Below are 22,146 nucleotides of genomic sequence, written 5' to 3' on the forward strand. Positions count from 1 at the left end.
CCCGCACCGGTCCCGCGCCGCCGGGCAGCGGGGGCCACAGCGACACAACCGGGCAGTTCGCGTCGTTGGACCGTTATGTCAGCATTCGGAAGCCTCTGGGCGTGGGTGTCAGCCCCTCGCCCGGGCCGGCCGCGCCGCGTCAACCGTAAGGACACCCACCTGTGAAAGCCCTCATCCTGGCCGGCGGCCGGGGCACCCGGCTCCGGCCGCTCACCCACACGTCGGCCAAACAACTATTCCCGGTGGCCAACAAGCCGGTGCTGTTCTACGGCATCGAGGCGATCCGGGACGCCGGCATCACCGAGATCGGCGTCGTCATCGGCGACACCGGCGCCGAGGTCCGCGCCGCCCTCGGCGACGGAACGCGCTTCGGCGTCCGGATCACCTACCTGCCGCAGGACGCCCCGCTGGGACTGGCGCACTGCGTTCTCATCGCCCGCGACTTCCTCGGCGACGACGACTTCGTCATGTACCTGGGCGACAACTTCCTCGTCGGCGGCATCGGCGAGCTGGTCGGCTCCTTCCGCGCCGGGGACTACACAGCGCAGATCCTGCTCACCCCGGTCGACGACCCGCGCTCCTACGGGGTGGCCGTCCTCGGCCGCAGCGGCGAGATCGTCGGCTTGGAGGAGAAGCCCGAGGCGCCGACCAGCGACCTGGCGATCGTCGGGGTGTACATGTTCTCCCCCGCCATCCACGAGGCGGTCCGGGCGATCGCGCCGTCGGCCCGTGGCGAGCTGGAGATCACCGACGCGATCCAGTGGCTCCTCGACGCCGGGCACCGGGTGCACTCGCATCTGGTCACCGGGTACTGGAAGGACACCGGGCAGGTCCAGGACATGCTGGAGTGCAACCGGATCGTCCTGGAGTCCACCACGCCCCGGATCGACGGCACCGTCGACGACCGCACCGAGATCACCGGGCCGGTGGTCATCGAGGCTGGCGCCGTCGTCGAGGACTGCGTCCTGCGCGGGCCGCTCATCATCGGCGCGGACAGCAAGATCGTCCGCTCCTACATCGGGCCGTTCACCTCGATCGGCGACAGCTGTACGTTGGAGGACGCCGAGATCGAATACTCGATCATGTTCGGCTGCTCGACGATCCGGGGCGTCTCCCGGATCGAGGCCTCCCTCATCGGCAAGGACGTCGAGGTGACCCAGGCGCCCAGAACCCCCAACACCCACCAGCTGGTCATCGGCGACCAGTGCACCGTCCGGCTACGCCCGTGAGAGTCCTGGTCACCGGCGGGGCCGGCTTCATCGGATCGCACTATGTCCGCTCGATGCTCGGCGGCGCCTACCCGATGTACGCGGACGCGCACGTCACCGTGCTGGACAAGCTCACCTACGCCGGCAACCTGGCCAACCTGGCGCCGGTGGCCGACCATCCGCGCTACGACTTCGTCCACGGCGACATCGCCGACGCGGCGCTCCTGGCGACCGTCGTGCCCGGCAACGACCTCATCGTCAACTTCGCCGCCGAGACGCACGTCGACCGCTCCATCGCCGACCCGACGGCCTTCCTACGCAGCAACGTCCTCGGCGTGCACTGCCTGCTGGAGGCCGCCCGCACCGCCGACGTGCCGACCGTCGTGCACATCTCCACCGACGAGGTCTACGGCTCCCTCGACACCGGCTCCTGGCCCGAGGACCATCCGCTGCTGCCGAACTCGCCCTACTCGGCCGCCAAGGCCGGCGGCGACCTGATGTGCCGGGCCTACCACCGCACCTACGGCATGGACGTGCGGGTGACCCGCTGCTCCAACAACTACGGGCCGTACCAGTACCCGGAGAAGCTCATCCCGCTGTTCGTCACCAACCTGCTCGACGGGCTGCCGGTGCCGCTGTACGGCGACGGCGGCAACATTCGCGACTGGCTGCACGTCGACGACCACTGCCGGGGCATCCAACTGGTCGTCGAACGCGGGGCGCCCGGCGAGATCTACAACATCGGCGGTGGGACCGAGCTGTCCAACAAGGAGCTCACCGGCCTGCTGCTGGAGGCGCTCGGGGCGGACTGGTCGATGGTCAAGCCGGTCGCCGACCGGCCCGGGCACGACCGCCGGTACAGCGTGGACGTCACCAAGCTGTCCGCCCTGGGGTACGCCCCGGCCGTCGGGTTCCATCGTGGCCTGGCCGAGGTCGTGGCCTGGTACCGCGACAACGAGACGTGGTGGCGCCCGCTCAAGAACCGTTGACACCGAGCGCGTCGCCGCGGGTGGCGGGCGCCCTGGAAAGGCCCGCCACCCGCACCTTCGTCGTCAGCCGGGCAGGATCTCGTAGACGGCGACCTCACCGGCGGCGAACCGAGGCATCGCATGCCGAGCCAGCGCCGGGTCGTACGGTCGGCGGGTGTCCACGACCAGCCACCGGACCCCGTGCCGGTCGCGGAGTTGGCGCACCGTGCCGGCGCTCGGGCGCAGAAACGCGGCGTCGTTCTCGGCCAGCTTCGCCTGATCCCAGAAGGGCACCTCGTCGGAGCTGAGCCGGTCCCGGGAAGCGATCGCGTTCGCCGGGGCGGTGAACCCCCACCCCTCGACCAGGACCCGACGCTCGGCGAACGCCGCGAGCCAGAACTGCCGCGGGTCGCACGGGCCGGACGCCAGCCGGCAGTGGTTGTTGGTGGCCAGCAGGTCGTCCACGCTGGTGTGGGCGCGCAGCCAGCGGCCGGCTCGGGCGGCCCCGGCGGGGATCACCGGGTCGGTCTGGGCGGGCCCGGCCGGCACGATGACGTCGCGGAGCCGGCCGTCGCGGGGCGCGATGACCTCGACGGCGTCCACGGTGCTGGGGATCGTCGCCCCGATCAGCGCCGCCAACGCCACCAGGATGGCGCTGCGCCGGGCCGCCGGCCAGAGCATCGCGACCGCCGCCAACGCCGCCGCCAGCAGCGCCGGCGCCGCATACGGCCACAGCGCCCGGACGGTGAGCCAGCCCTGCGCGGCGGTCGGGGCGGTATCGGCGGTCACCGCGGCGACCTGGGCAGCGGTGACCGCGCCGCACGCCACCGCGAAGGCCACCGCGAGCGCCCGGACCAGGGGCGCCCGGTCGGGCGCGGTCCGGACGTCGGCTGGCCCGGCCCGGCCCGGCGCGGCGCGGTCGACGGTCAGGTGGGCGAGGGCGGCGACCACGATGATCGCGACGAACGGGCGGGCGGCCTGGAGGAAGTAGTGGTGGCTGTTGCCCATCTGGTAGGTGAGGAGCACGACCGCCACGGCCGCTACACCCATCCCCACGCAGAACAGGAGCAGCGGGTCGGCGAGCTGGCGGCGCAGCAGGAGCGTCGCGCCGGCCAGCAGCACCGCCGCCCAGGTGAACGCCCAGATCGCGGCGATGTGGCCGACGGTCCAACCGCTGCCGGTCGGCCGCGGCAGCGCCGCGTCGAGGGAGGCCAGCGGGTCGATGAGCAGCCCGCCGCTGGTGCCCCGGAACATTGTCAGCTGGGCGATGCCCATGGCTACGGCGGCGACGGCGGCGGCGATCAGCGCCGGTCGGTTGAGTCCGCGCCGGCGTCCCAGGTCCACGGCGACCACCAGGACCAACGCCGCGATGAGCAGCGGCAGGTAGGTCGCCTTCGCGCCGGCGACCACGACGGCCAGCAGGGCGTACAACAACCAGCGTGACGCTGGGGTGGCACGCCTGTCGGCGCGGCTGACGAGCAGGTCGGCCAGGACGAGGAACAATCCGACGAACAGCAGGCTGGCGAACGTCTGGGTGGGGCTGAGCCACATGGTGCGCGGCAGGTGCGCGGTGGGCGCGACGGCCGTCGACCACCGCGCCGGGTCCGGCGCCACGGTCACGATCGCCAACACCGCCGCCAGGGGACCGACCCACCAACGCGTCCCGAGCCCGACGCCAGCGTGGTCGCCGCCGACAGTCGTGCGTCCGCCGACGACCCGGTCGGCGGCCACGGCGACGCCGACGACAAGCAGCAGCGCCGCCGGCAGCGTCCCCAACCGGTAGGTGAGCGTCAACGGCTCGATGCCGGTGGCCCAACTGGTCGCCGCCCAATCGGCATGGACGAACCAGTGATACCGCAGCGGCAACCCCGCCACGTACGGCATCTGCGCCGGCAGGTGGTGCCGCAGCTCGCCGACCAGCGCCTGGTGGAAAACCATGTCGGTGTAGGGCGTTCCGGACGCGGGCCAGCTGAGACCGTGGACGCGGAAGTAGGCCGACGCCCCCCAACCGAGGACGAACAGCGCCACCGCGGCCACCGACCAGCTCCAGGCCACCGCGGTCGACGCGCCGCCGCCGCGCCAGTGCCGGCGCAGCGGCCGCACGACGCCGAACGCCACGAGCACCGCGCCCGCGACGGCCACCGGCAGGTACGGCATCCCGACGGCGCGTCCGGCCAGGTAGCTGAGGACGACGAACGCGTAACCCACCGCCGCCCCGCCGACGATGTCGGCCGGAAGCCGGCCCGGTCCGCCGCGCAGGCAGCGCCACACCAGCGTCCCCGGCACGAGGACCACCAACGTCAGGTAGGCCAGGTAGCGGCCCTGGACGGCGAGGCCGACGCCGTGGTAGCGCAGCACCAGGACGGTGGCGACCAGCACGAGCGCCGCGGGCGCCCACGCCGACACCTGACGACGGAGTTGGCGCGCGCGGGCCAACGTCGCAGGCGGCTGGGGTGTCACGGCCACTGCCGGGGCGACGGCGGTGAGGTCAGTCGGCATGGCGCACCTCGCGGGAGCGGAACGCCCACAGCCGTCCCGCCTGATAGTTGATCACGGGCCCGATGACGATGACGATCGCCTGGGCGAGCAGCACATGCAGCCCGACGATCTCCACGAGCAGCGCCAGGCCGCCGAGCACGAACGCCAGCGCCCACAGGCAGACCACATAGAACCGGGCGAGGCCGGCCAGCCACGGCCCGTCGGCCCGGAAGACCACACACCGGTAAACCGGGTAGGTGACGACGGCGGTGAAGGCGTTGGTGGCGACGGCGACGAGCAGGTACGGCGTCCAGTCGCCGAAGGCCAGCCAGCCAGCGGTGAAGGTGGCGTAGTAGATGGCCGAGCTGAGCCCGCCGGCGAACAGGTAACGCACGCGTTGGTCAGCGGCGAGCCGACGGAGCGCGGAGCGGATCAGGGCTTCTCCTCTGGGACGGTCACACGAACGTGCAATGTTGCCCGCAACCTATGGCAAATCGTACAGATAGGCTGAGAAAGGTATTCCGTCTACCGCTGCCGCGAGGACCAACCCGTGTTCGTGTCGATCGTCGTGCCCTGCTTCCGCTCCGCAGACACCCTGCCCGAGCTGACCGAACACCTCGCTACGGTGATGCCCGGCTGCGCCACCGCCTACGAGGTCGTCCTCGTCGTCGACGACGGCGGTGACGACACCTGGCGCGTCGCCGCCGCCCTGGCCCGCCAGCGGCCCAACGTCCGGGCCATCCGGCTGGCCCGCAACTACGGGCAGCACAACGCGCTCGTCGCCGGGGTCCGCGCCGCCCGATACGAGGTCGTGGTCACCATGGACGACGACCTGCAACACCCGCCCGAGCAGATCCCCACCCTGCTCGCGGCGCTCACCGAGGACGTGGACCTCGTCTACGGGGTGGCCGACCACGAGGAACACGGCGCCGCCCGGAGCCTGGCGTCCCGACTGGTCAAGTCGTCGATGGCCCGGGCGATGAAGGTCCGCGACGCTCGACACATCAGCGCGTTCCGGGCGTTCCGGTCCTTCCTCGCCGGCGGGCTCGACCAGATCGCCGGCCCACACGCCTGCATCGACGTCGCGCTGTCCTGGGGGACGACCCGGATCGCCGCCACCACCGTGCGGATGCGCCAACGCCCTAACGGCACGTCCGGCTACACACTGCGCGGGCTGCTCCGGCACACCGCCAACATGCTCCTCGGATACTCGACGCTGCCGCTGCGGCTGGTCACCATCGCCGGATTCGCCGTCGGGCTCGTCGGCCTGGCGCTGTTCGCCCAGGTCGTCTACCGGTACGTCACCGGGGCCACCACCGTCGCCGGGTTCACCACCGTCGCCTCGATGGTGGCGCTATTCGCCGCGGCGCAGATGGTCGCCCTCGGCGTACTCGGCGAGTACATCGGACGCATCCACACCGGCGGCATGGGCCGACCCACCTACGTCATCCGGGACCGGATCGACGGGGACGCGCCGGCCCCCGGCCAGCCGGCCGCCAACGTCGGCGCGCTCACTCCGGAGACCGAAAAAGCCAGTTGAGCAGGAAGACGGAAAGGCCCCCGATGACCCTCGCCGACGCCACCCCGGCCACCGCCCGCTACGAGCTCGACGCCGACCCCGCCCGGATCGACCGCGACGTCATCTGGCGGTTCATGACCGAACACGCCTACTGGGGCGGCTGGCGCAGCCGCGGGATCGTCGACCGTCAGATCGACGCGTCCTGGCGGGTCGTCGGCTGCTACGACCGCGCCGACGGCGCCATGGTCGGCTTCGCCCGCGCCATCTCCGACGGCGTCTCGCTGGCGTACCTCGCCGACGTCTTCGTGCTGCCCGAGCACCGCGGACACGGCCTGGGCGTCCGGCTCGTCGACCACATGATCGAGGGCAGCGAAGGACCGCACTTCCGTTGGATGCTGCACACCGGCGACGCCCACGGCCTCTACGCCAAAGCCGGATTCCGCCCGCCCGACCACACCTACCTGGAGCGTCCGGGCCGCGCGCCCGACCCACGCTGAACCGCCGTCACGAGGAAGGCCGTAGCTCATGGACGCTGGAGACATCCGCACACTCGCGGCGCTGGAGGACACCCACTGGTGGTTCCGCGAGCGCCGGTCCCTCCTCGCCCGCTGGCTGCGTCGACTGGCGCGCGACGGCGTCCCGACCGGCCTGGCGCTGGACATCGGCGCGGCCGGCGGCGGGAACACCCGGGTGCTGCGCGGGCACGGCTGGCGCTCGCTGGCCCTGGAACACAGCGAGGACGGCTCCCGGGTGGCCAGGGAACGTGGCCTGGACGTCCTGCGCGGCGACGCCTGCCGACTGCCCTTCGGCGACGCGAGCCTCGATCTGGTCACCGCCTTCGATGTGATCGAGCACATCGAGGACGACGCGACGGCGGCGGCGGAGATCCGTCGCGTGCTGCGTCCGGGCGGGAGCGTGCTCGTCACCGTCCCGTGCGACATGCGGTTGTGGTCGGCCCACGACGTGGCGGCGCACCATTTCCGTCGCTACGAGCGCGCCCAGCTGCGGGCGCTCGTCGCCGGCGCCGGGCTCGTCGTCGACGAGCTGTGGAGCTGGAACGTGTTGCTGCGTCCAGTGGTACGCCTGCGGCGGCGGAACGCCACCGGCAATGACCTCCAGGAGCTGCCGGGCATGGTGAACCGGGCGTTGACCGGCATCATCACCGCCGAGCGGTACCTGCCGGTGAAGTCGCTGCCCGGGGTGTCGCTGATGCTGCGGGCACGCCGCCCGCTGGCGGCCGCGGCCGACGCGCCATCCCTGGCCGGCGCCGGGGCGCGCTGAGCGCGACCTGCCGTCAAAGCTGGTAGATCGCGGCGCTGCCGGAGCGGTGACGCAGGGTGACGTGCTCGGCCAGGCGCCGCGAGACGGTGGCCGGGTCGCGTTCGTCGACCATGAGCCAGCGCACGCCGCGGCGGCGCAGCGCGTCGATCGTGGCCGGACCAGGGTCCCGGAACGCCGCATCGTTGACGGCCAGCAACGGTTGGTTCCAGTACGGGATGACGTTGCCGGCGAGCCCCGTCTCCGCTTGGATCTTGTTGACGGTCGCCGTGTAGCCCCACCCTTCGACCAGGAACCGGCGTTCGGCGAAGGCGGAGAACCAGAAATGGAGGTTGTCGCACGGGACCGGTCGGCGGCAGTGGGCGTTGGTGGCGACCAGGTCGTCCGGGTCGGAGTGGTCGCGCAGCCAACGGGCCGCCTCCCGCGTGCCCGGCGGCATCAGCGTGTCCTCGGCCGGCGCGGGTCGGTAGCCCGCGGCGTGGGCGGCGCGCAGGTCCCGGCGGAGCACATCCACCGACGAGGGCAGGCTGACGCCGATGAGCACCGCGACGACGACCGTCGGCGCCAGGCCGGCGAGGGCGGGCGCCAGCCGGCGCCCCAACAGCCACCCGACCGCCGCGGCGGCGATCACACCGACGCCGAGCAGCAGGTTCGGGGCGACGATGGCGTCCAACGCCTGCGCCCGGCCAACCAGTTTGACCGTCGGCGGGTCTGACGGACCGAGCGGGCGCAGCGCCCACACCGCGGTCGCGCCGCCGACCGCCGCGGCGGCCAACCACCACCCCTGGCACCGGCTCAGGCGACGCGGAACAAGCGCCGCCAACCCGGCCGCCGCCGCCAACGCCAGGTAGGGGCGGGCGGCGACCAGGAACCATGTCTGGCTGAAGCCGTAGTGATTGAGCAGCAGCACCGCTGCGATACCGGCCGCCCCCATCCCCAGCAGCAACGGCGCGGCCGGGTCCAGCAGCCCCCGGCGTACGAACAGTCCCGCCAGTCCGCCCCAGATCGCCACCCAGGCCAGCACCGTCACGACCGTGATGACCACGAGCGCCGCCCCGGTGGTCGGCACCGCGCCGAACTTGGTGGCCCCGAGCCCGGTCGAGGCGCCGAGCCCGTACCGGCCGAGCCCGCCGAGCGGTTCGACGACCATGCCCTGCGACGCGCCGCCGAAGAGCACCAGCTGGGCGAACAGGATGCCGGGCACGACCAGCGCCACGCACGCCAACGCCGGCCGGTGCCAACGCCGCTGGACCACCAGGGTCACCGCGACCACCACCAGCAGCCCACACAGGAGGATCGGAAGATAGGTCGCCTTGGCCCCGGCGATGACGGCCACGAACGCCGCCAGCAGGCCAGCAAGCGGCCAGCCAGATCCGTCGCCGCGGAGCCGGTCCACCACCAGCATGACCAACGGGACGGCGAGCAGCGCCGCGAAGGTCTGGGTGGGGCTGGCGAACAGACCGAAGCGCAACAGCACCCCGTCGTCGACGGGTCCGAGGCCGTTGGCGACGTACGTGCGGGGCAGCTCCCAGCCGTACGGGTACGGCGCCACCCCGAACAGGGTGATCACCGCGGCGACCGGCCCCGGCCACCACCGGCCGGTGAGCCGCCTGGCGGCGGCGCCGAGCGCGAACGGCAGGGCGCCGATGAGCGGCAGGTAGTACAGGCGCAGCAGCAGCGTCTCGGGCTCGATGCCGGTGGCCCAGCTGGTGGCGGCCAGGTCGGCGTAGACGAACCAGTGGTAGTTGAGTGGCTCGCCGTCCAGCCACGGCACCTTCGGCGGCAGGTGGTGTTTGAGCTCGCCGATGAGGGCGAGGTGGAACGGAAGGTCGGCGTCGTTGAAGCTGTAGACGAGGCCCCGGCTGCGCATGAAGTAGACGCAGGACCACAGCAGCAGCAGGCCGGCGATGCCGCTGGTGGCCCAGATCCAACCGGTGGGCGCCCGCTCGGCGTCCCGGTCGGCGCGCCAGCACCGGCGCAGCGCGGGATGGGCGGCGAAAACGGCCAGCAGCGCCGCCGGCACGGCCAGGTGCAGCAACGGCGCCCCGGCTGTCCGGGCGGCGAAGTAGCCGAGCACCTCCAGGACGTAGCCGACGGCCAGGCCCGGCGCGAGGTCCTCGGCCAGTGAACGGCTGCGTCGGTGCGCCGCCCGCCAGACCAGCGTCCCGGGCAGCGCCAACGCCACCGCCCCGTAGCCGGCGAACACGGCGAGGTCGCCCCAGGCGGCCCCGTAGTGGTGCGCGGCGAGCAGCGCTGGGACCCCGAAAATGGGCAGCGGCAACCACCGCAGCAGTCTGATGGACCGCCGGCCCCGCGGGGACGCCGGCGGGGCCAGCTCGCCGGCAGCGGGCGTCGCCGGGGCGGCCAGGGATGAGGTCACGTCAGTCCTTTCGGGACGATCAGCGGAGGGCGGTCGCCGGCCGGGGCTGGAACGCGCGCACGGCGTCGATGACCAGCTCGGTGTCGTCGGCGGTCAGATCGGCGTAGAGGGGCAGCCGCACCAGCCGGTCAGCGACCTCCTCGGTGACCGGGCAGCCGCCGGGGCCGACCCGGCCGTGCCGAAGCCCGGCCGGCGAGGCGTGCAGCGGCTGGTAGTGGAAGCTCGCCCGGATGCCGCGTCCGGCGAGGTGGCTGATGAGGTCGCGGCGGGTGGCCAGGTCCGGCATCAGCAGCGGGTACACGTGCGCGGTGTGTCTGCTGTCAGCTGGCACGATCGGCTGGCTGACGCCGTTCGCGCGGGCCCAGTCGGCCAATCCGCTGTGATAGCCGTCCCAGACGCGGGAGCGCCGGGCCTGGATCTGGTCGAACTCCTCCAGTTGGGCGGTGAGCACCGCCGCGAGGGTGTCCGAGGGCAGGTAGCTGCTGCCCAGCTCCATCCACCGGTACTTGTCGACCTGGCCGCGGAAGAAGCGGCTCCGGTCGGTGCCCTTCTCCCGGACGATCTCGGCCGCCTCGACCAGCTCGGGGTCGTTGAGGACCAGCGCGCCGCCCTCGCCGCACTGGATGTTCTTGGTGGCGTGGAAGCTGAGGGTGGACATCGACCCGATGCCGCCGAGAGGCCGGTCCCGGTAGGCGCCGCCGAGGCCGTGAGCGTTGTCCTCGATGAGCGCCAGCCCGTGCCGCTCGGCGAGCTTGCCGAGGGCGTCGAGGTCGCCGGCGACGCCACCGTAGTGGACGACGACAATCGCCCGGGTCCGTTCGGTGACCGCCGCCTCGACGGCCCGCTCGTCGATCCCGAGGGTGTCGAGCCGACAGTCCACGAAGACCGGGGTGGCGCCGCGGAGCGCGTAGGCGCTGGCCGTCGAGACGAAGGTGAACGAGGGGACGATGACCTCGTCGCCCGGTTTGAGGCGCAGCAGCAGCGCCGTCATGTCCAGCGCGTGGGTACAGGAGGTGGTGAGCAGGACCGTGCCGCCGCCGACGAGGCGGGAGAGCAGCTCGGCGGCGCGGCGGGTATACGGCCCGTCGCCTTCGGTGTGTCCGCTGCTCAGCGCGTCGAGGACGTACTTTACCTCGGCGCTGGCCCGGTACGGGCAATGGAAAGGGACAAGGGGTGGGGAGAGCGTATCCACCCCCCTATTTTAGGCGTTTCGGGCACTTTCGGTCATAACGCGCACGCCCGTGTTGACCGGCGTCAGCGGGAGCAGCTTTTTGCCCGTCGGCCCGATCTGGATCTCGGTATCCATCGACGGACAGACGCCGCAGTCGAAACAGGGGGTCCAACGGCAGTCGTCCTGCTCGAACTCGGTCAGCGAGTCCTGCCAGTCCTGCCACAGCCATTCCTTGTCCAGGCCCGAGTCGAGGTGATCCCAGGGCAGGACCTCGGTCTCGTCCCGCTCCCGGATGGTGTACCAGTCCAGATCGACCCCGAACGCCGGCAGCGTCGCCTCGGCCGCGTCAACCCAACGCCGGAACGAGAAGTGCTCGCTCCAGCCGTCGAACCGGCCGCCGTCCTCCCACACCCTGCGGATCACCGCGCCAACCCGGCGGTCCCCGCGCGAGAGCAGTCCCTCGATGAGCGACGGCTCCCCGTCGTGGTAGCGCAGGCCGATGGCCCGCCCCAACGAACGGTCGGCGTTGATCGCCTGCTTGAGCATCCGCAACCGGTTGTCGATCGTCTCCGGCGTCGCCATCGACGCCCACTGGAACGGCGTGTGCGCCTTCGGCACGAACCCGCCGATCGACACCGTGCAGCGGATGTCCTTGCTGCCGGTGGCCTCGCGTCCCGCCTGGATGACCTTGTGGGCCATCCCGGCGATCTCCAGGACGTCCTCGTCGGTCTCGGTCGGCAGGCCGCACATGAAGTACAACTTCACCTGCCGCCAGCCGTTGGTGTAGGCGGTGACCACCGTGCGGATGAGGTCCTCCTCAGACACCATCTTGTTGATCACCTTGCGGATCCGCTCCGAGCCGCCCTCCGGGGCGAACGTCAGGCCGGTCCGGCGGCCGTTGCGCGACAACTCCTGCGCGAGGTCGATGTTGAAGGCGTCCACCCGGGTCGAGGGCAGCGACAACGAGACGTTCGTCCCCTTGTACTGCTCGGCCAGCCCGGAGCACATGTCCCCGATCTCGGAGTGGTCGGCGCTGGACAGCGACAGCAGACCCACCTCGCGGAACCCGGAGAACTCCAGCCCCTGCTGCACCATCTGACCGACAGTGGTGATCGAGCGCTCGCGCACCGGCCGCGTGATCATGCCGGCCTGGCAGAACCGGCAGCCCCGGGTGCAGCCACGGAAGATCTCCACCGCGTACCGCTCGTGCACCGTCTCGGCCAACGGGACCAGCGGCTTCTTCGGGTACGGCCAGGCGTCGAGGTCCATCGTGGTGCGCTTGTGGACCCGGAACGGCACGTCGGACCGGTTCGGGACCACCCGCTGGATGCGCCCGTCGGGCAGATAGTCGACGTCGTAGAAGCGCGGCACGTAGACGCTCTCGGTACGCGCCAGCCGCAGCAGCAACTCGTCGCGCCCGCCCGGGGAGCCCTCGGCCTTCCAGGCCCGCACGATATCGGTGATCTCCAGGACGGCCTCCTCGCCGTCCCCCAGCACCGCCGCGTCGACAAAATCGGCGATCGGCTCCGGGTTGAAGGCGGCGTGACCGCCGGCCACGATCACGGGGTCGTCGTCGGTGCGGTCGGCCGCCAGCAGCGGAATGCCGGCCAGATCGATCGCGGTCAGCATGTTGGTGTACCCAAGCTCGGTGGAGAAGGAGATTCCGAAGACGTCGAACGCCCGCACCGGCCGGTGGGCGTCGACGGTGAACTGCGGGACGCCGTGCTCGCGCATGAGCCGCTCAAGGTCCGGCCAGACGGCGTAGGTGCGCTCGGCGAGGACGTCGGCGCGCTCATTCAGAACCTCGTAGAGGATCTGAACGCCCTGGTTCGGCAGCCCCACCTCGTAGGCGTCCGGGTACATCAGGACCCACCGGACGACGGCGTCCTGCCAGTCCTTGGTCACCGCGCCGAGTTCCCCACCAACATACTGGATCGGCTTGCCCACCAGCGGCAGAAGCCGCTCGAGCTGGGGAAACACGCTTTCGGCCTGGGACATGGCACCTCCTGGAATCTTCGATTACCCAGGGTACGCGGGCTGCGGCCAGGGTCGGCGGGCACGCCTCCTCCCGCCACGCCACTGCGGCGCTCGGCACAGACGGGTCGCTATGTCCCTCAGGAACGATCACCCGTCGCGACTCACGCAGAGTCAGCGGCTAGCAGCAGTCCGCTCCTGACGGCTCAGCCGACAGGACAACGCTGCCGAACAAACGGCCATACCCGTGCCGTGAGCGCCCGACCGGACCGCACGAACACTGACACAAATCGATACGTGGGTTAGCCTTCGGAAGCAATCCCACAGTCACAAAAGGCAATTGGGGGACTCCAAAATGAACCTCACCGCTCGTAGCGCTGCGGCCACCGCCGCCGGTCTCGCCGCGACGATGCTGGCCACGCCAGCTTTCGCCGCCGCCGAGCCCACGCCGCCGCCCACCGCCGCCCAGATCACAGTGGACGCCGTCACCAGCGGAGGCGGGGGTTGCGCCAGCCCCAACCGCACCGTCACCGCGGTCAACAATGACGGCACGATCGCGATCCGTTACCCCGCGATCGACATCCTCGCCGGCGCCATCTACAACCAGCCCGACGGCGGCCACATCTTTAAGAACCTGGCCCGCGCTAACTGCGCTGTTACGCTGCAGCTCACGCCGCCGGTCGGCTACACCTACGCCGTCATCAGGGCCGATGGCACCGGTTATGCCACCGTCCCGGCCGGCTCCACCGCCACTGCGAGCGCTACCTACAAGTTCGCTGGCGAGACGGCCAGCAGCACCGCGAAGGCGACGTTCGACGGCCCCGTCTATGACACCTTCACCTATTCGGACCAGCCGGCTGAGCCGAACTGGGCCAAGTGCGACGAATCCCGCGGGCTCAACGTCAATCTCGCTGGCGTGGTCAACCACCGCGACGGCGACAAGTCCGAAACCAGTTGGTTGGAGCTGGGTGGCCTCGACGACACCCTGTTCTCGCTGAAGCTGGGCATCAAGCCCTGTTCGTGAGCCGACCGACGGCGCGATAGCCGACGATCATCAGAACGGCGTTGCCGCAAGGGAAGCCTTGCGGCAACGCCGTCTGTCGTAGCGGTGGCGCGTGTCTCCGTGGCCGGGCGATACCGCCGCCGCCGTCAGGCAGCGCGCGCCGGAGCGTAACGCCCCACGTACTGCTGACCGGTGAGACGCTGGATCTCCATCATGATCTCGTCGGTGATGGCCCGACGCTCGGTCGCGGTGTCCGGGCGTCCAACGAAGCCCAACGGCCTGCCGAAGCTCAGCGACGGCCGGACGCCACTCAGGCGAGGCATCCGGGCACCGATCGGCTGGATCTTCTCGGTCCCCCGCACGCCGACGGGAATGACGGGAACCCCGGCCCGCAGCGCGAGCCGGGCGACGCCGGTCCGGCCCCGGTACAGCCGTCCGTCCGGCGATCGGGTGCCTTCGGGGTAGACAACCACCAGCCCGCCCGCACGCAGCACGGGCAGCGCGTTGTCGAAGGCGGCCAGCGCCGCACGCCCGTCGCCGCGGACGACCGGTATTGCCCCGATTCCCTCCATGACGCTGCGGCTGAGCCATCCGCGCAGACCGTCGCCGGTGAAGTACTCCGACTTGGCCCAGAAGGCGATATGGCGAGGCACCACCGACCCGACGAACAGCTCGTCGGCGACCGACAGATGGTTGCCGGCCAGAATGGCGCCACCGACGACGGGCACGTTCGCCAGCCCGTCGACGCGCGGCCGCCAGCCCGTCAGCATCGCAGGGGCGACGGTCAACTTTGCGATCGAGTAGAGCGCGGGCACCTAGAGCCTTCCTCGGGGCGACAGTCTTGCGACGTACACGCTAACCGAGGGCGGCCGCTGGCTGCCGAGTGCGGTCCGGCGCGGCGGCAGACTAGACAACACGCCCCGACCGACGTCGGAATTTGCGAATGAAGGAATTGGTATAGATGGCCGCCACCAGGGAAAGCGTCGACACCGGCACGGGAACGCTTGACAGGGAAACTCAAGCCACCATAGTGGACGGAGGCAAAGCGCCGGCTGGAACGGTCACCGTCAACCCTCACACCGACGGCGCCTTAAGCGCCGACGTGGCCTACCACAGAAATCCATCAGCGCAAGTCGCAAATGGCCCAGAAATCAGAGCCGACTGTCGAAAGTGATCGTTGCCGATTCCGGGTCTAACGTGCGGCTTGTCAGGCGAGGAATGTTAGTTCCTCGCGGACCAGAGGGGGAAGCACATGAGCAAGCTCTCAACCTTCACCGCAGGCGGAATCATGCTGGCAGCAGCCGGTCTCGTCGCGAGCGTACTCACCGCGCCGGCCCAGGCCAGCCCGATCCAGATCGGCGCCACCGGGGTGCCGATCGCCGCCAAGCTCACCGCAGCCGGTGGCTCTGGTTGCAAGAAGGCATCCACTGACAAGGACGATGTCAAGGTCACCACGACGGCGGACGGCACGGTGGCCGTTACCTACCCGACGATTAAGGCGGAACCCATCGGGGTGGTGCGAATCAACAGAAAGAACTGCAACGCGCAGCTAGGTATCAGCGTTCCCGCCGGCTACACCTGGGGCATCGAGAAGATCAGCGCTCACGGAAAAGCCAAGATCGAAGGCGATGCGCACGGATCGCTATACGTCGACGCCAACGTCGCGGGCGTGGGCGGTTCGGTGGTCCTCGAGCACGAGGTCAACACCACCGGCGCCTTTGATCCGTCTGTGCAGTCCAACGCCGCCGTCGGCCCCACGTGTGGCGAGCAGCGGGACTTGCTCGTGAACACCAGCGTCCTGGCCGGAAAGAGCCGTTACGGGTCGTCCACGGTGGAGATTTCCTACCCGGCGGGCGAGAAGGTCAAGGAAGCCGTGTTCATCAAGCTCGTCGCCAAGCAGTGCTAAGGACAGCCTGACCGCCGAATGAGTGTGGGGGCGTCCCGATATCGGGACGCCCCCACACTCGGGTCAGATCAGGTCAGTTCGGGGAACCATAGCGTTACCTCACGCGCGGCGCTGGCCGCGGAATCGGACGCGTGCACCAGATTCTCCCGATTGGACAGTGACAGATCGCCCCGGATGGTGCCGGCGGCGGCAGCCCGACCGTCGGTCGCCCCGATCATGCCCCGCACCACCGAGATCGCCTGATCGCCGGCGATGACGAGCGCCACCAACGGCGCCGACGTCATGAATTCCTTCAGCGGCGGATAGAAGGCCCGGTCCACATGGTCGGCGTAGTGCTGGTCAGCCAGCTCCGCGCTCATCGTCCGCAGCGTCATCGCCTCAATGGTGAGGCCCTTACGCTCCCAACGCGCCAGAATGTCGCCCACCAGCCCACGACGGACAGCATCCGGCTTGATCAGAACGAGCGTGCGCTCTACACCGACTGACATGTGGCTCCTCCCGAGGTCCCTGTGCGACCGGGGTAGAGCCTACGGCTCTGATGGCCGTCGTCGGCCTGTGGGGCTTGGCTGGCAGGCTGGCCGGGCCTAGCCTTGTCCGGAAAAGCACTCGGAGGTTCGCACGTGACGAACGGCGCCAATCGGCCAACCGGCACCGCCCGCAAGGCCGTCGCGGCGGCCCTCGGGGCCATCGCGCTCTTCATCCTCGCCTATGGCGCCGGCATGGCGAGCTGGCCGGTGGTCCTCGTTGGCCTGGTCCTCCTGGCCGCCTGCGGCGGACTGCTGCTCAGCAACGGTCTGCGAGGAGGAGAGCGCGCGTGGATCCCCGCGACCGGCCACGTCATCACCGCCACGGCTCCCCCCACCCATCAGGCTGAGTACGGTCGGGTCGAACTTGAGCTGGTGCTGACGGCGCCGTCGCTGCCGACCACAGCGGTCAAGGTGATCGACTCGCGTGCCCCGCTGATCCGGTGGCCGCGCCCCGGCTCGTCCCTGCCGGTCCTCGTAGCCGTCGATGACCGCCGCCATGTGCGGATCCAGTGGGATGACGTCGATGCGCACGGTGGCCCGCCCGCCCACCATGACCTGGACGACAACGACCTGGACTACGGACAGCCAGACCTCCCCGCCCCGGGCGTGGGTTTTGAGGCGCGCCCGGATGTCGCGCACATCCCAGCAGCCCGGCGCCCCGACGATCCCACCGCGGGCACGTCGACGAACGCCCCGCCGGCGCAGGAGCAGCAGCACAGCGATGCCGCCGGCGTCCCGGTCGGCGCCACCATCAGCCCGGCCACGATCGTCGACCTCAGTCCCCCGCCGGGCGGCGCCACGTCAGTCGCCGGCGCCGTCCACGGTGTCGGCATGACCTTGACCGTGAGCGACCTGGAACGCTCGCTGGCGTTCTACCGGGACATGCTCGGGTTCGCGATCATCGACCGCGGTGGCGACGCCGCGATCCTGGTCTCCGGCGACACGATCCTCGTCCTGCGCTCCGCGCCAGGGCAGCCCCAGGTGACCCTCCGCACCGTCCATATCAATCTGGACGTGGGTGACCTGGCGGCCAGCCATACGGCTCTGCGTGCGGCGGGGGTGCGTTTCATCTCCGGTCCGCGGGTGGTCGGCGAGGGCGACCGGCTGCGGTTGTGGGCAGCGACCTTCCGCGACCCGGACGGTCATGGCGTCGCGCTCACCGAGTGGCGCGCCGTCTCAGCCGACCAGGGCGCGGCGGACACGCATGAGGTACCACCAGACAATGCCGAAGACGACGCCGAGCACGCCCAGCGCCCAGTGCAGTAGGCCGGCGGCCACGAGCGCGACCTGTAACCCGGCGCCGGCGCGCCACGCCCACTCGTGCGCCATCCTGGCGGCCAGCGCCGACGAGACCACCGCCAGGACGAGCACGGTGATGACCGCTGGACGACTGAGACCGCCGCCCACCAACCGCAACGGCTGGATCGCGAGCAGCAGCACGATCACTTCCATGACCAATGCTCCGGCGCCGAGGCCACGCGCGGCCGCGCCGGGGTTCCGCAGCCCGCTCTCGCTCATCGGGCCAACAGCCGTCGGGCGTCGCCCACGGTGACCACCGACCCGGTGACGAGAACGCCGGAGCCGCTGATTCCGGCGTCGGCGTCCTCCTCGGCGAGCGCGACCGCGGCCTCGATCGCGTCTGGCATCGCGGCGTGCGTGTGGACCCGTTCCGGTCCGAACACCTCAGCCGCCAGCGCCGCAAGGTCCGCGGCCGGCAACGCCCGGGGGGACGAGTTCCGTGTCACCACGATCTCGTCCACGGCCGGCTCCAGAAGCCCCAGCACCGCGAGGGCGTCCTTGTCGTCCAGGACCGACACCACCGCGACCAGCCTCCGGAACGAGAACTCCTCGCCGAGCGCAGCGACGGTGGCCCGCACGCCGTGTGGGTTGTGCGCCCCGTCCAGCAGAATGGTCGGCGCCGTCCGCACCCTTTCGAGGCGCCCCGGCGAGCTGGCCCGGGCGAACCCGTCCCGGACGACGTCGGCATCGAGCTGCCGCGCTCTGCCCGCTCCGAGGAACGCCTCGACGGCCGCCAACGCGACGGCCGCGTTCTGCGCCTGGTGCGCCCCGTGCAGCGGCAGGAAGACCTCGTCGTACACGCCGCCAAGCCCCTGTAACGACAACACCTGGCCGCCGACGGCGAGGCCCCGCTCCCGCACCCCGAACTCGGCGCCCTCCCGGGCAAGCGTCGCGCCGACCTCGGCACAGCGACGCAGGATCGGCTCGGCCGCCTCGTCGTCCTGTGTCGCGGTGACCACGGTCGCGCCGGGGTGGATGATGCCCGACTTGGCGTCGGCGATATCGGCGACCCGGTCCCCCAGCCATTCGGTGTGGTCGAGTCCGATCGGCGTCAGCACGCACACCGGGGCCTCGAGGACGTTCGTGGCGTCCTCGGCGCCGCCCAGCCCGACCTCGACAACCGCCACGTCGACCGGAGCGTCGGCGAAGGTCGCGAACGCCATGGCGACGGTCATCTCGAAGTAGGTGAGCGTGGTGTCCGCTCCGGCGTCGACGAGCGCTGCCAACGGGGCGACCTCCCGGTACACCGCGACGAACCGCTCCGGGGTGATCGGCTCGCCGTCCACGCTGATCCGCTCGCGGACCGTTTCCATATGCGGGCTGATAAACCGTCCGGTGTGGAGCCCATGCGCCTGCAACAACGAGTCGATCATGCGGGCGGTGGAAGTCTTGCCGTTGGTCCCGGTCAGGTGGATGCTTGGGTACGCCCGCTGCGGGCTGCCCAGCAGGTCGAGCAGCCGGGTGATCCGGCCCAGATCGAACACCATCCGGGTGTTGCCCCGGGCCAGCAGCTCCGCGTCGACCTGCGCGAACTCGCGCGCTTCCGCTCCGGCGCTCATGCGCTCGGCAACGCGGCCAGGGCGGCGGTGATCCGCTCCAGGTCCGCCTCGGCCGTTGCCAGCCGGGCCTTGATCTTGTCGACGACCGGCGCCGGCGCCTTACCCATGAACGCCTCGTTGCCGAGCTTGGTCCGACACTGGGTCAGCTCCTTCTCCGCCGCCGCCAGGTCCCTGGTCAGCCGGGCCCGCTCTGCGCCAATGTCAATGGCGCCGCTGGTGTCCAGCTCCACAGTGACGTCGCCGCTGACCGCCAGCACCGCGGTGGCGCCGAACGCCTGTCCTGGCTCGTCCAGTCGGACCAGGGCTCGGATCAGCGCCTCGTGGTCGTCGATGCCGTGACCGTCCAGCCCCGACATCCGGGCGGCAACCCGCTGGGACGGTCTGAGCCCCTGATCGGCCCGGAACCGCCGCACCTCGGTCACGACCCGTTGCAGCGCCTCGATCCGCCGCTCAGCCGACGGATCACGGTAGGCCCCGTCGACCACCGGCCAATCCGCCACGACGACCGTCTCCGCGCCGGTCAACACCGACCACAGCTCATCGGTCACGAACGGCATGACCGGGTGCAGCAGTCGCAGCAGGTTGTCCAGCACGTGTCCCAGCACCCGCCTGGTCCGATCGGCGTCCGCCCCGCCGGCCGCCAGCACCGGTTTCGTCAGCTCCAGATACCAGTCGCAGACGTCATCCCAGGCGAAATGGAACAACAGGTCACAGACCTTCGCGAACTCGTACGCCTCGAACTGCGCGTCCACCTGACGGACAGTGTCCTGCAGCCGCGACAGAATCCACCGATCCACATCAGACAGCTCCGCCGGCGCTGGCAGCTGCCCAGCGACCGTGGCCCCGTTGATGAGAGCGAACCGGGTGGCATTCCACAACTTGTTGCAGAAGTTGCGCGAGTTCTCGCACCACTCCTCGCTGATCGGGACATCGCCGCCCGGGTTCGCGCCGCGGGCCAATGTGAACCGGGTCGCGTCAGCGCCGAACCGCTCGATCCAGTCCAGCGGGTCGACCACGTTGCCGAATGACTTGCTCATCTTCTTGCCGTGCTGGTCGCGCACCATGCCATGCAGGGCGACCGTGTGGAACGGCGCCTGGCCGTCCATCGCGTACAGACCGAACATCATCATCCGGGCGACCCAGAAGAAGAGAATGTCGTAGCCGGTGACGAGCACACTGGTCGGGTAGAACTTCGCCAGGTCCGCTGTCTCGTCCGGCCAGCCCAGCGTCGAGAACGGCCACAGTCCGCTGGAGAACCAGGTGTCCAGCACGTCCTCGTCCTGACGCCAGCCGACGCCACCGGGCGGCTGATCATCCGGCCCGACGCAGACAACCTCGCCATCGGGGCCGTACCAGATCGGGATCCGGTGCCCCCACCACAGCTGGCGGGAGATACACCAGTCGTGCATGTTGTCGACCCAGGCGAAGTAACGTTTTGCCAGTTCCGGCGGCTCGACCTTTACCCGTCCGTCCCGCACCGCGTCGCCTGCGGCCTTGGCAAGCGGGCCCGTGCTGACGAACCACTGTAGCGAGAGCCTGGGCTCGACCGTGGTACCGCAGCGGGAGCAGTGGCCCACCGCGTGCACGTACGGACGCTTCTCGGCCACGATCCGGCCCTGGGCCCGCAGGGCCGCCACGATCGCCGGACGGGCCTCGAACCGGTCCAAACCCTGGAACGGACCATGCGCAGTGATCACCGCACGCTCGTCCATGATCGTCAGACTCGGCAGGCCGTGCCGCTGGCCGATCTCGAAGTCGTTCGGATCGTGCGCCGGGGTCACCTTCACAGCGCCCGTGCCGAACGCCGGGTCGACATGCTCATCTGCCACGATCGGAATCCGCCGGCCGGTCAGCGGCACCTCGACCTCGGTACCGACGAGGTGACGGTACCGCTCGTCGTCGGGGTGAACGGCGACAGCCGTGTCGCCGAGCATGGTCTCGGCCCGGGTCGTCGCGACCACGATCGCGTCGCCGCCAGCGCCGTCGCCGTACCGGATCGACACCAACTCGCCGTCATCGTCAGAGTGCTCGACCTCGATGTCCGACAGCGCGGTCAGGCAGCGCGGGCACCAGTTGATGATGCGCTCGGCCTGGTACACCAGACCGTCGTCGTACAGCTTCTTGAAGATCGTCTGGACTGCGCGCGAAAGTCCGTCGTCCATGGTGAAACGTTCACGGCTCCAGTCGACCGAGTCGCCGAGCCGGCGCATCTGGCCGAGGATCGCGCCTCCGGACTCCGCCTTCCACTCCCAGACCCGCTCGACGAACGCGTCCCTCCCCAGGTCGTGGCGGGACAGCCCCTGGCCCGCCAGCTGCCGCTCCACGACGTTCTGCGTCGCGATGCCAGCATGGTCCATGCCAGGCAGCCACAACGCCGCGAAACCCTGCATCCGCTTACGGCGCACCAGCGAGTCCTGGATCGTGTGGTCCAGGGCGTGGCCGATGTGCAACGACCCGGTGACGTTCGGCGGAGGAATGACAATCGTGAACGGTTCCCGGTCGCTAGCCGGGTCAGCAGTGAAATAGCCCCCTGCCACCCACTGGGCGTACCGACGACCCTCGACCTCGCCCGGCTGGTAGCGGCTGGCGAGTGCGGCTGCATGGTCACCACTGGCTACCTGGTCGCCACTGCCCGGAGCTGGCGCGGGCTCCACGGCGTGGGGGTGCATGGGGGCGGTCTGCTCAGTCGCGTCGGTCACCGTACGAGTTTAGAGCGCGGCCAGGACCGGGGTCCGACGCGGTCGCTGGTGAGGCCGTGGTGATGGGCCGCTGACAACGGGTGGAATGGCGTCACGCCCGGGGACCTGTGGTTGGTCTCCGGGCGTGACGGTTGTTTTGTCCGGCGGCGTCCTACTCTCCCACACTCTCTCGGGTGC

Annotated in this window: 18 protein-coding genes; 8 read left to right on the plus strand and 10 right to left on the minus strand. The window is 70.5% G+C overall.

The genetic code is table 11. The features are described 5' to 3' along the window. The first annotated feature begins 161 nt into the window (after window positions 1-161). Together ABD287_RS15055 and rfbB are read left to right on the plus strand one after the other, a co-directional pair. Window positions 162-1,229 carry a glucose-1-phosphate thymidylyltransferase gene (locus tag ABD287_RS15055; RefSeq protein ID WP_344173518.1) on the plus strand — a complete coding sequence of 356 codons (1,068 nt, stop codon included), beginning with the start codon at window positions 162-164 and terminating at the stop codon, window positions 1,227-1,229. Continuing rightward, window positions 1,226-2,197 (plus strand): dTDP-glucose 4,6-dehydratase, encoded by a 972-nt coding sequence (gene rfbB / locus ABD287_RS15060; protein ID WP_344173520.1) that lies wholly within the window; start codon window positions 1,226-1,228, stop codon window positions 2,195-2,197. The genes ABD287_RS15055 and rfbB overlap by 4 nt, the downstream gene beginning before the upstream one ends. A gap of 63 nt (window positions 2,198-2,260) precedes the next feature. Here the strand turns inward: rfbB and ABD287_RS15065 are convergent, their stop codons facing one another. Both ABD287_RS15065 and ABD287_RS15070 read right to left on the minus strand, forming a co-directional pair. Continuing rightward, window positions 2,261-4,675: a hypothetical protein gene (locus ABD287_RS15065; RefSeq protein ID WP_344173522.1), complete on the minus strand. Its 2,415-nt coding sequence runs from the start codon at window positions 4,673-4,675 to the stop codon at window positions 2,261-2,263. Then, window positions 4,665-5,048: a GtrA family protein gene (locus tag ABD287_RS15070; protein WP_344173524.1), complete on the minus strand. Its 384-nt coding sequence runs from the start codon at window positions 5,046-5,048 to the stop codon at window positions 4,665-4,667. The genes ABD287_RS15065 and ABD287_RS15070 overlap by 11 nt, the downstream gene beginning before the upstream one ends. A gap of 156 nt (window positions 5,049-5,204) precedes the next feature. Here ABD287_RS15070 and ABD287_RS15075 point away from each other — a divergent pair, with 156 nt between their 5' ends. From ABD287_RS15075 to ABD287_RS15085, 3 genes are read left to right on the plus strand one after another with little or no spacing between them, the layout of a single operon-like run. Continuing rightward, window positions 5,205-6,194 carry a glycosyltransferase family 2 protein gene (locus ABD287_RS15075; RefSeq protein ID WP_344173526.1) on the plus strand — a complete coding sequence of 330 codons (990 nt, stop codon included), beginning with the start codon at window positions 5,205-5,207 and terminating at the stop codon, window positions 6,192-6,194. Between the two features lie 23 nt (window positions 6,195-6,217). After that, the gene (locus ABD287_RS15080; RefSeq protein WP_344173528.1) at window positions 6,218-6,670 is read left to right on the plus strand and encodes a GNAT family N-acetyltransferase; all 453 of its coding nucleotides are present in this window, start codon (window positions 6,218-6,220) and stop codon (window positions 6,668-6,670) included. A 28-nt stretch (window positions 6,671-6,698) separates the two neighbouring features. After that, window positions 6,699-7,454, plus strand: a complete 756-nt coding sequence (locus tag ABD287_RS15085; RefSeq protein ID WP_344173530.1) for a class I SAM-dependent methyltransferase — start codon at window positions 6,699-6,701, stop codon at window positions 7,452-7,454. A 13-nt stretch (window positions 7,455-7,467) separates the two neighbouring features. Here the strand turns inward: ABD287_RS15085 and ABD287_RS15090 are convergent, their stop codons facing one another. The 3 genes from ABD287_RS15090 to ABD287_RS15100 are packed head-to-tail and all read right to left on the minus strand — an operon-like array spanning window position 7,468 to window position 13,000. Then, complete coding sequence (locus ABD287_RS15090; protein WP_344173532.1) at window positions 7,468-9,831, minus strand: hypothetical protein; 2,364 nt, start codon at window positions 9,829-9,831, stop codon at window positions 7,468-7,470. Between the two features lie 19 nt (window positions 9,832-9,850). Further along, entirely contained in the window at window positions 9,851-11,023 is a 1,173-nt protein-coding gene (gene rffA / locus ABD287_RS15095; protein WP_344173534.1) for a dTDP-4-amino-4,6-dideoxygalactose transaminase, read from the minus strand. Window positions 11,024-11,032: 9 nt separating this feature from the next. Next, entirely contained in the window at window positions 11,033-13,000 is a 1,968-nt protein-coding gene (locus tag ABD287_RS15100) for a TIGR03960 family B12-binding radical SAM protein (protein WP_344173537.1), read from the minus strand. 331 nt (window positions 13,001-13,331) lie between these two features. On the opposite strand from ABD287_RS15100, the gene ABD287_RS15105 reads away from it, so the two are divergent. Then, entirely contained in the window at window positions 13,332-14,000 is a 669-nt protein-coding gene (locus ABD287_RS15105) for a DUF4360 domain-containing protein (protein WP_344173539.1), read from the plus strand. A gap of 125 nt (window positions 14,001-14,125) precedes the next feature. Here the strand turns inward: ABD287_RS15105 and ABD287_RS15110 are convergent, their stop codons facing one another. Further along, a complete protein-coding gene (locus tag ABD287_RS15110; protein ID WP_344173541.1) occupies window positions 14,126-14,794 on the minus strand; it encodes a lysophospholipid acyltransferase family protein in 669 nt (222 codons plus the stop codon). A gap of 473 nt (window positions 14,795-15,267) precedes the next feature. Here ABD287_RS15110 and ABD287_RS15115 point away from each other — a divergent pair, with 473 nt between their 5' ends. Then, window positions 15,268-15,885: a DUF4360 domain-containing protein gene (locus ABD287_RS15115; RefSeq protein WP_344173543.1), complete on the plus strand. Its 618-nt coding sequence runs from the start codon at window positions 15,268-15,270 to the stop codon at window positions 15,883-15,885. A gap of 68 nt (window positions 15,886-15,953) precedes the next feature. Here ABD287_RS15115 and ndk read toward each other — a convergent pair whose 3' ends face one another. Next, window positions 15,954-16,373: a nucleoside-diphosphate kinase gene (gene ndk, locus ABD287_RS15120; RefSeq protein ID WP_344173545.1), complete on the minus strand. Its 420-nt coding sequence runs from the start codon at window positions 16,371-16,373 to the stop codon at window positions 15,954-15,956. Window positions 16,374-16,505: 132 nt separating this feature from the next. Between ndk and ABD287_RS15125 the strand changes: the two genes are divergently transcribed. Further along, window positions 16,506-17,678, plus strand: coding sequence for a VOC family protein (locus ABD287_RS15125; protein ID WP_344173547.1), 1,173 nt, complete (start codon window positions 16,506-16,508; stop codon window positions 17,676-17,678). Here the strand turns inward: ABD287_RS15125 and ABD287_RS15130 are convergent. From ABD287_RS15130 to ABD287_RS15140, 3 genes are read right to left on the minus strand one after another with little or no spacing between them, the layout of a single operon-like run. Then, the gene (locus tag ABD287_RS15130; protein ID WP_344173549.1) at window positions 17,589-17,930 is read right to left on the minus strand and encodes a DUF4233 domain-containing protein; all 342 of its coding nucleotides are present in this window, start codon (window positions 17,928-17,930) and stop codon (window positions 17,589-17,591) included. The two genes, ABD287_RS15125 and ABD287_RS15130, sit on opposite strands and share 90 nt — an antisense overlap. After that, entirely contained in the window at window positions 17,927-19,270 is a 1,344-nt protein-coding gene (locus ABD287_RS15135) for a bifunctional folylpolyglutamate synthase/dihydrofolate synthase (RefSeq protein ID WP_344173551.1), read from the minus strand. Before ABD287_RS15135 ends, ABD287_RS15130 begins: the two co-directional genes overlap by 4 nt. Beyond that, complete coding sequence (locus ABD287_RS15140) at window positions 19,267-21,969, minus strand: valine--tRNA ligase (protein WP_344173553.1); 2,703 nt, start codon at window positions 21,967-21,969, stop codon at window positions 19,267-19,269. Before ABD287_RS15140 ends, ABD287_RS15135 begins: the two co-directional genes overlap by 4 nt. Window positions 21,970-22,146 lie beyond the last annotated feature (177 nt).

It is taken from the genome of Pilimelia columellifera subsp. columellifera (genome assembly GCF_039532605.1).
GTDB lineage: Bacteria > Actinomycetota > Actinomycetes > Mycobacteriales > Micromonosporaceae > Pilimelia > Pilimelia columellifera.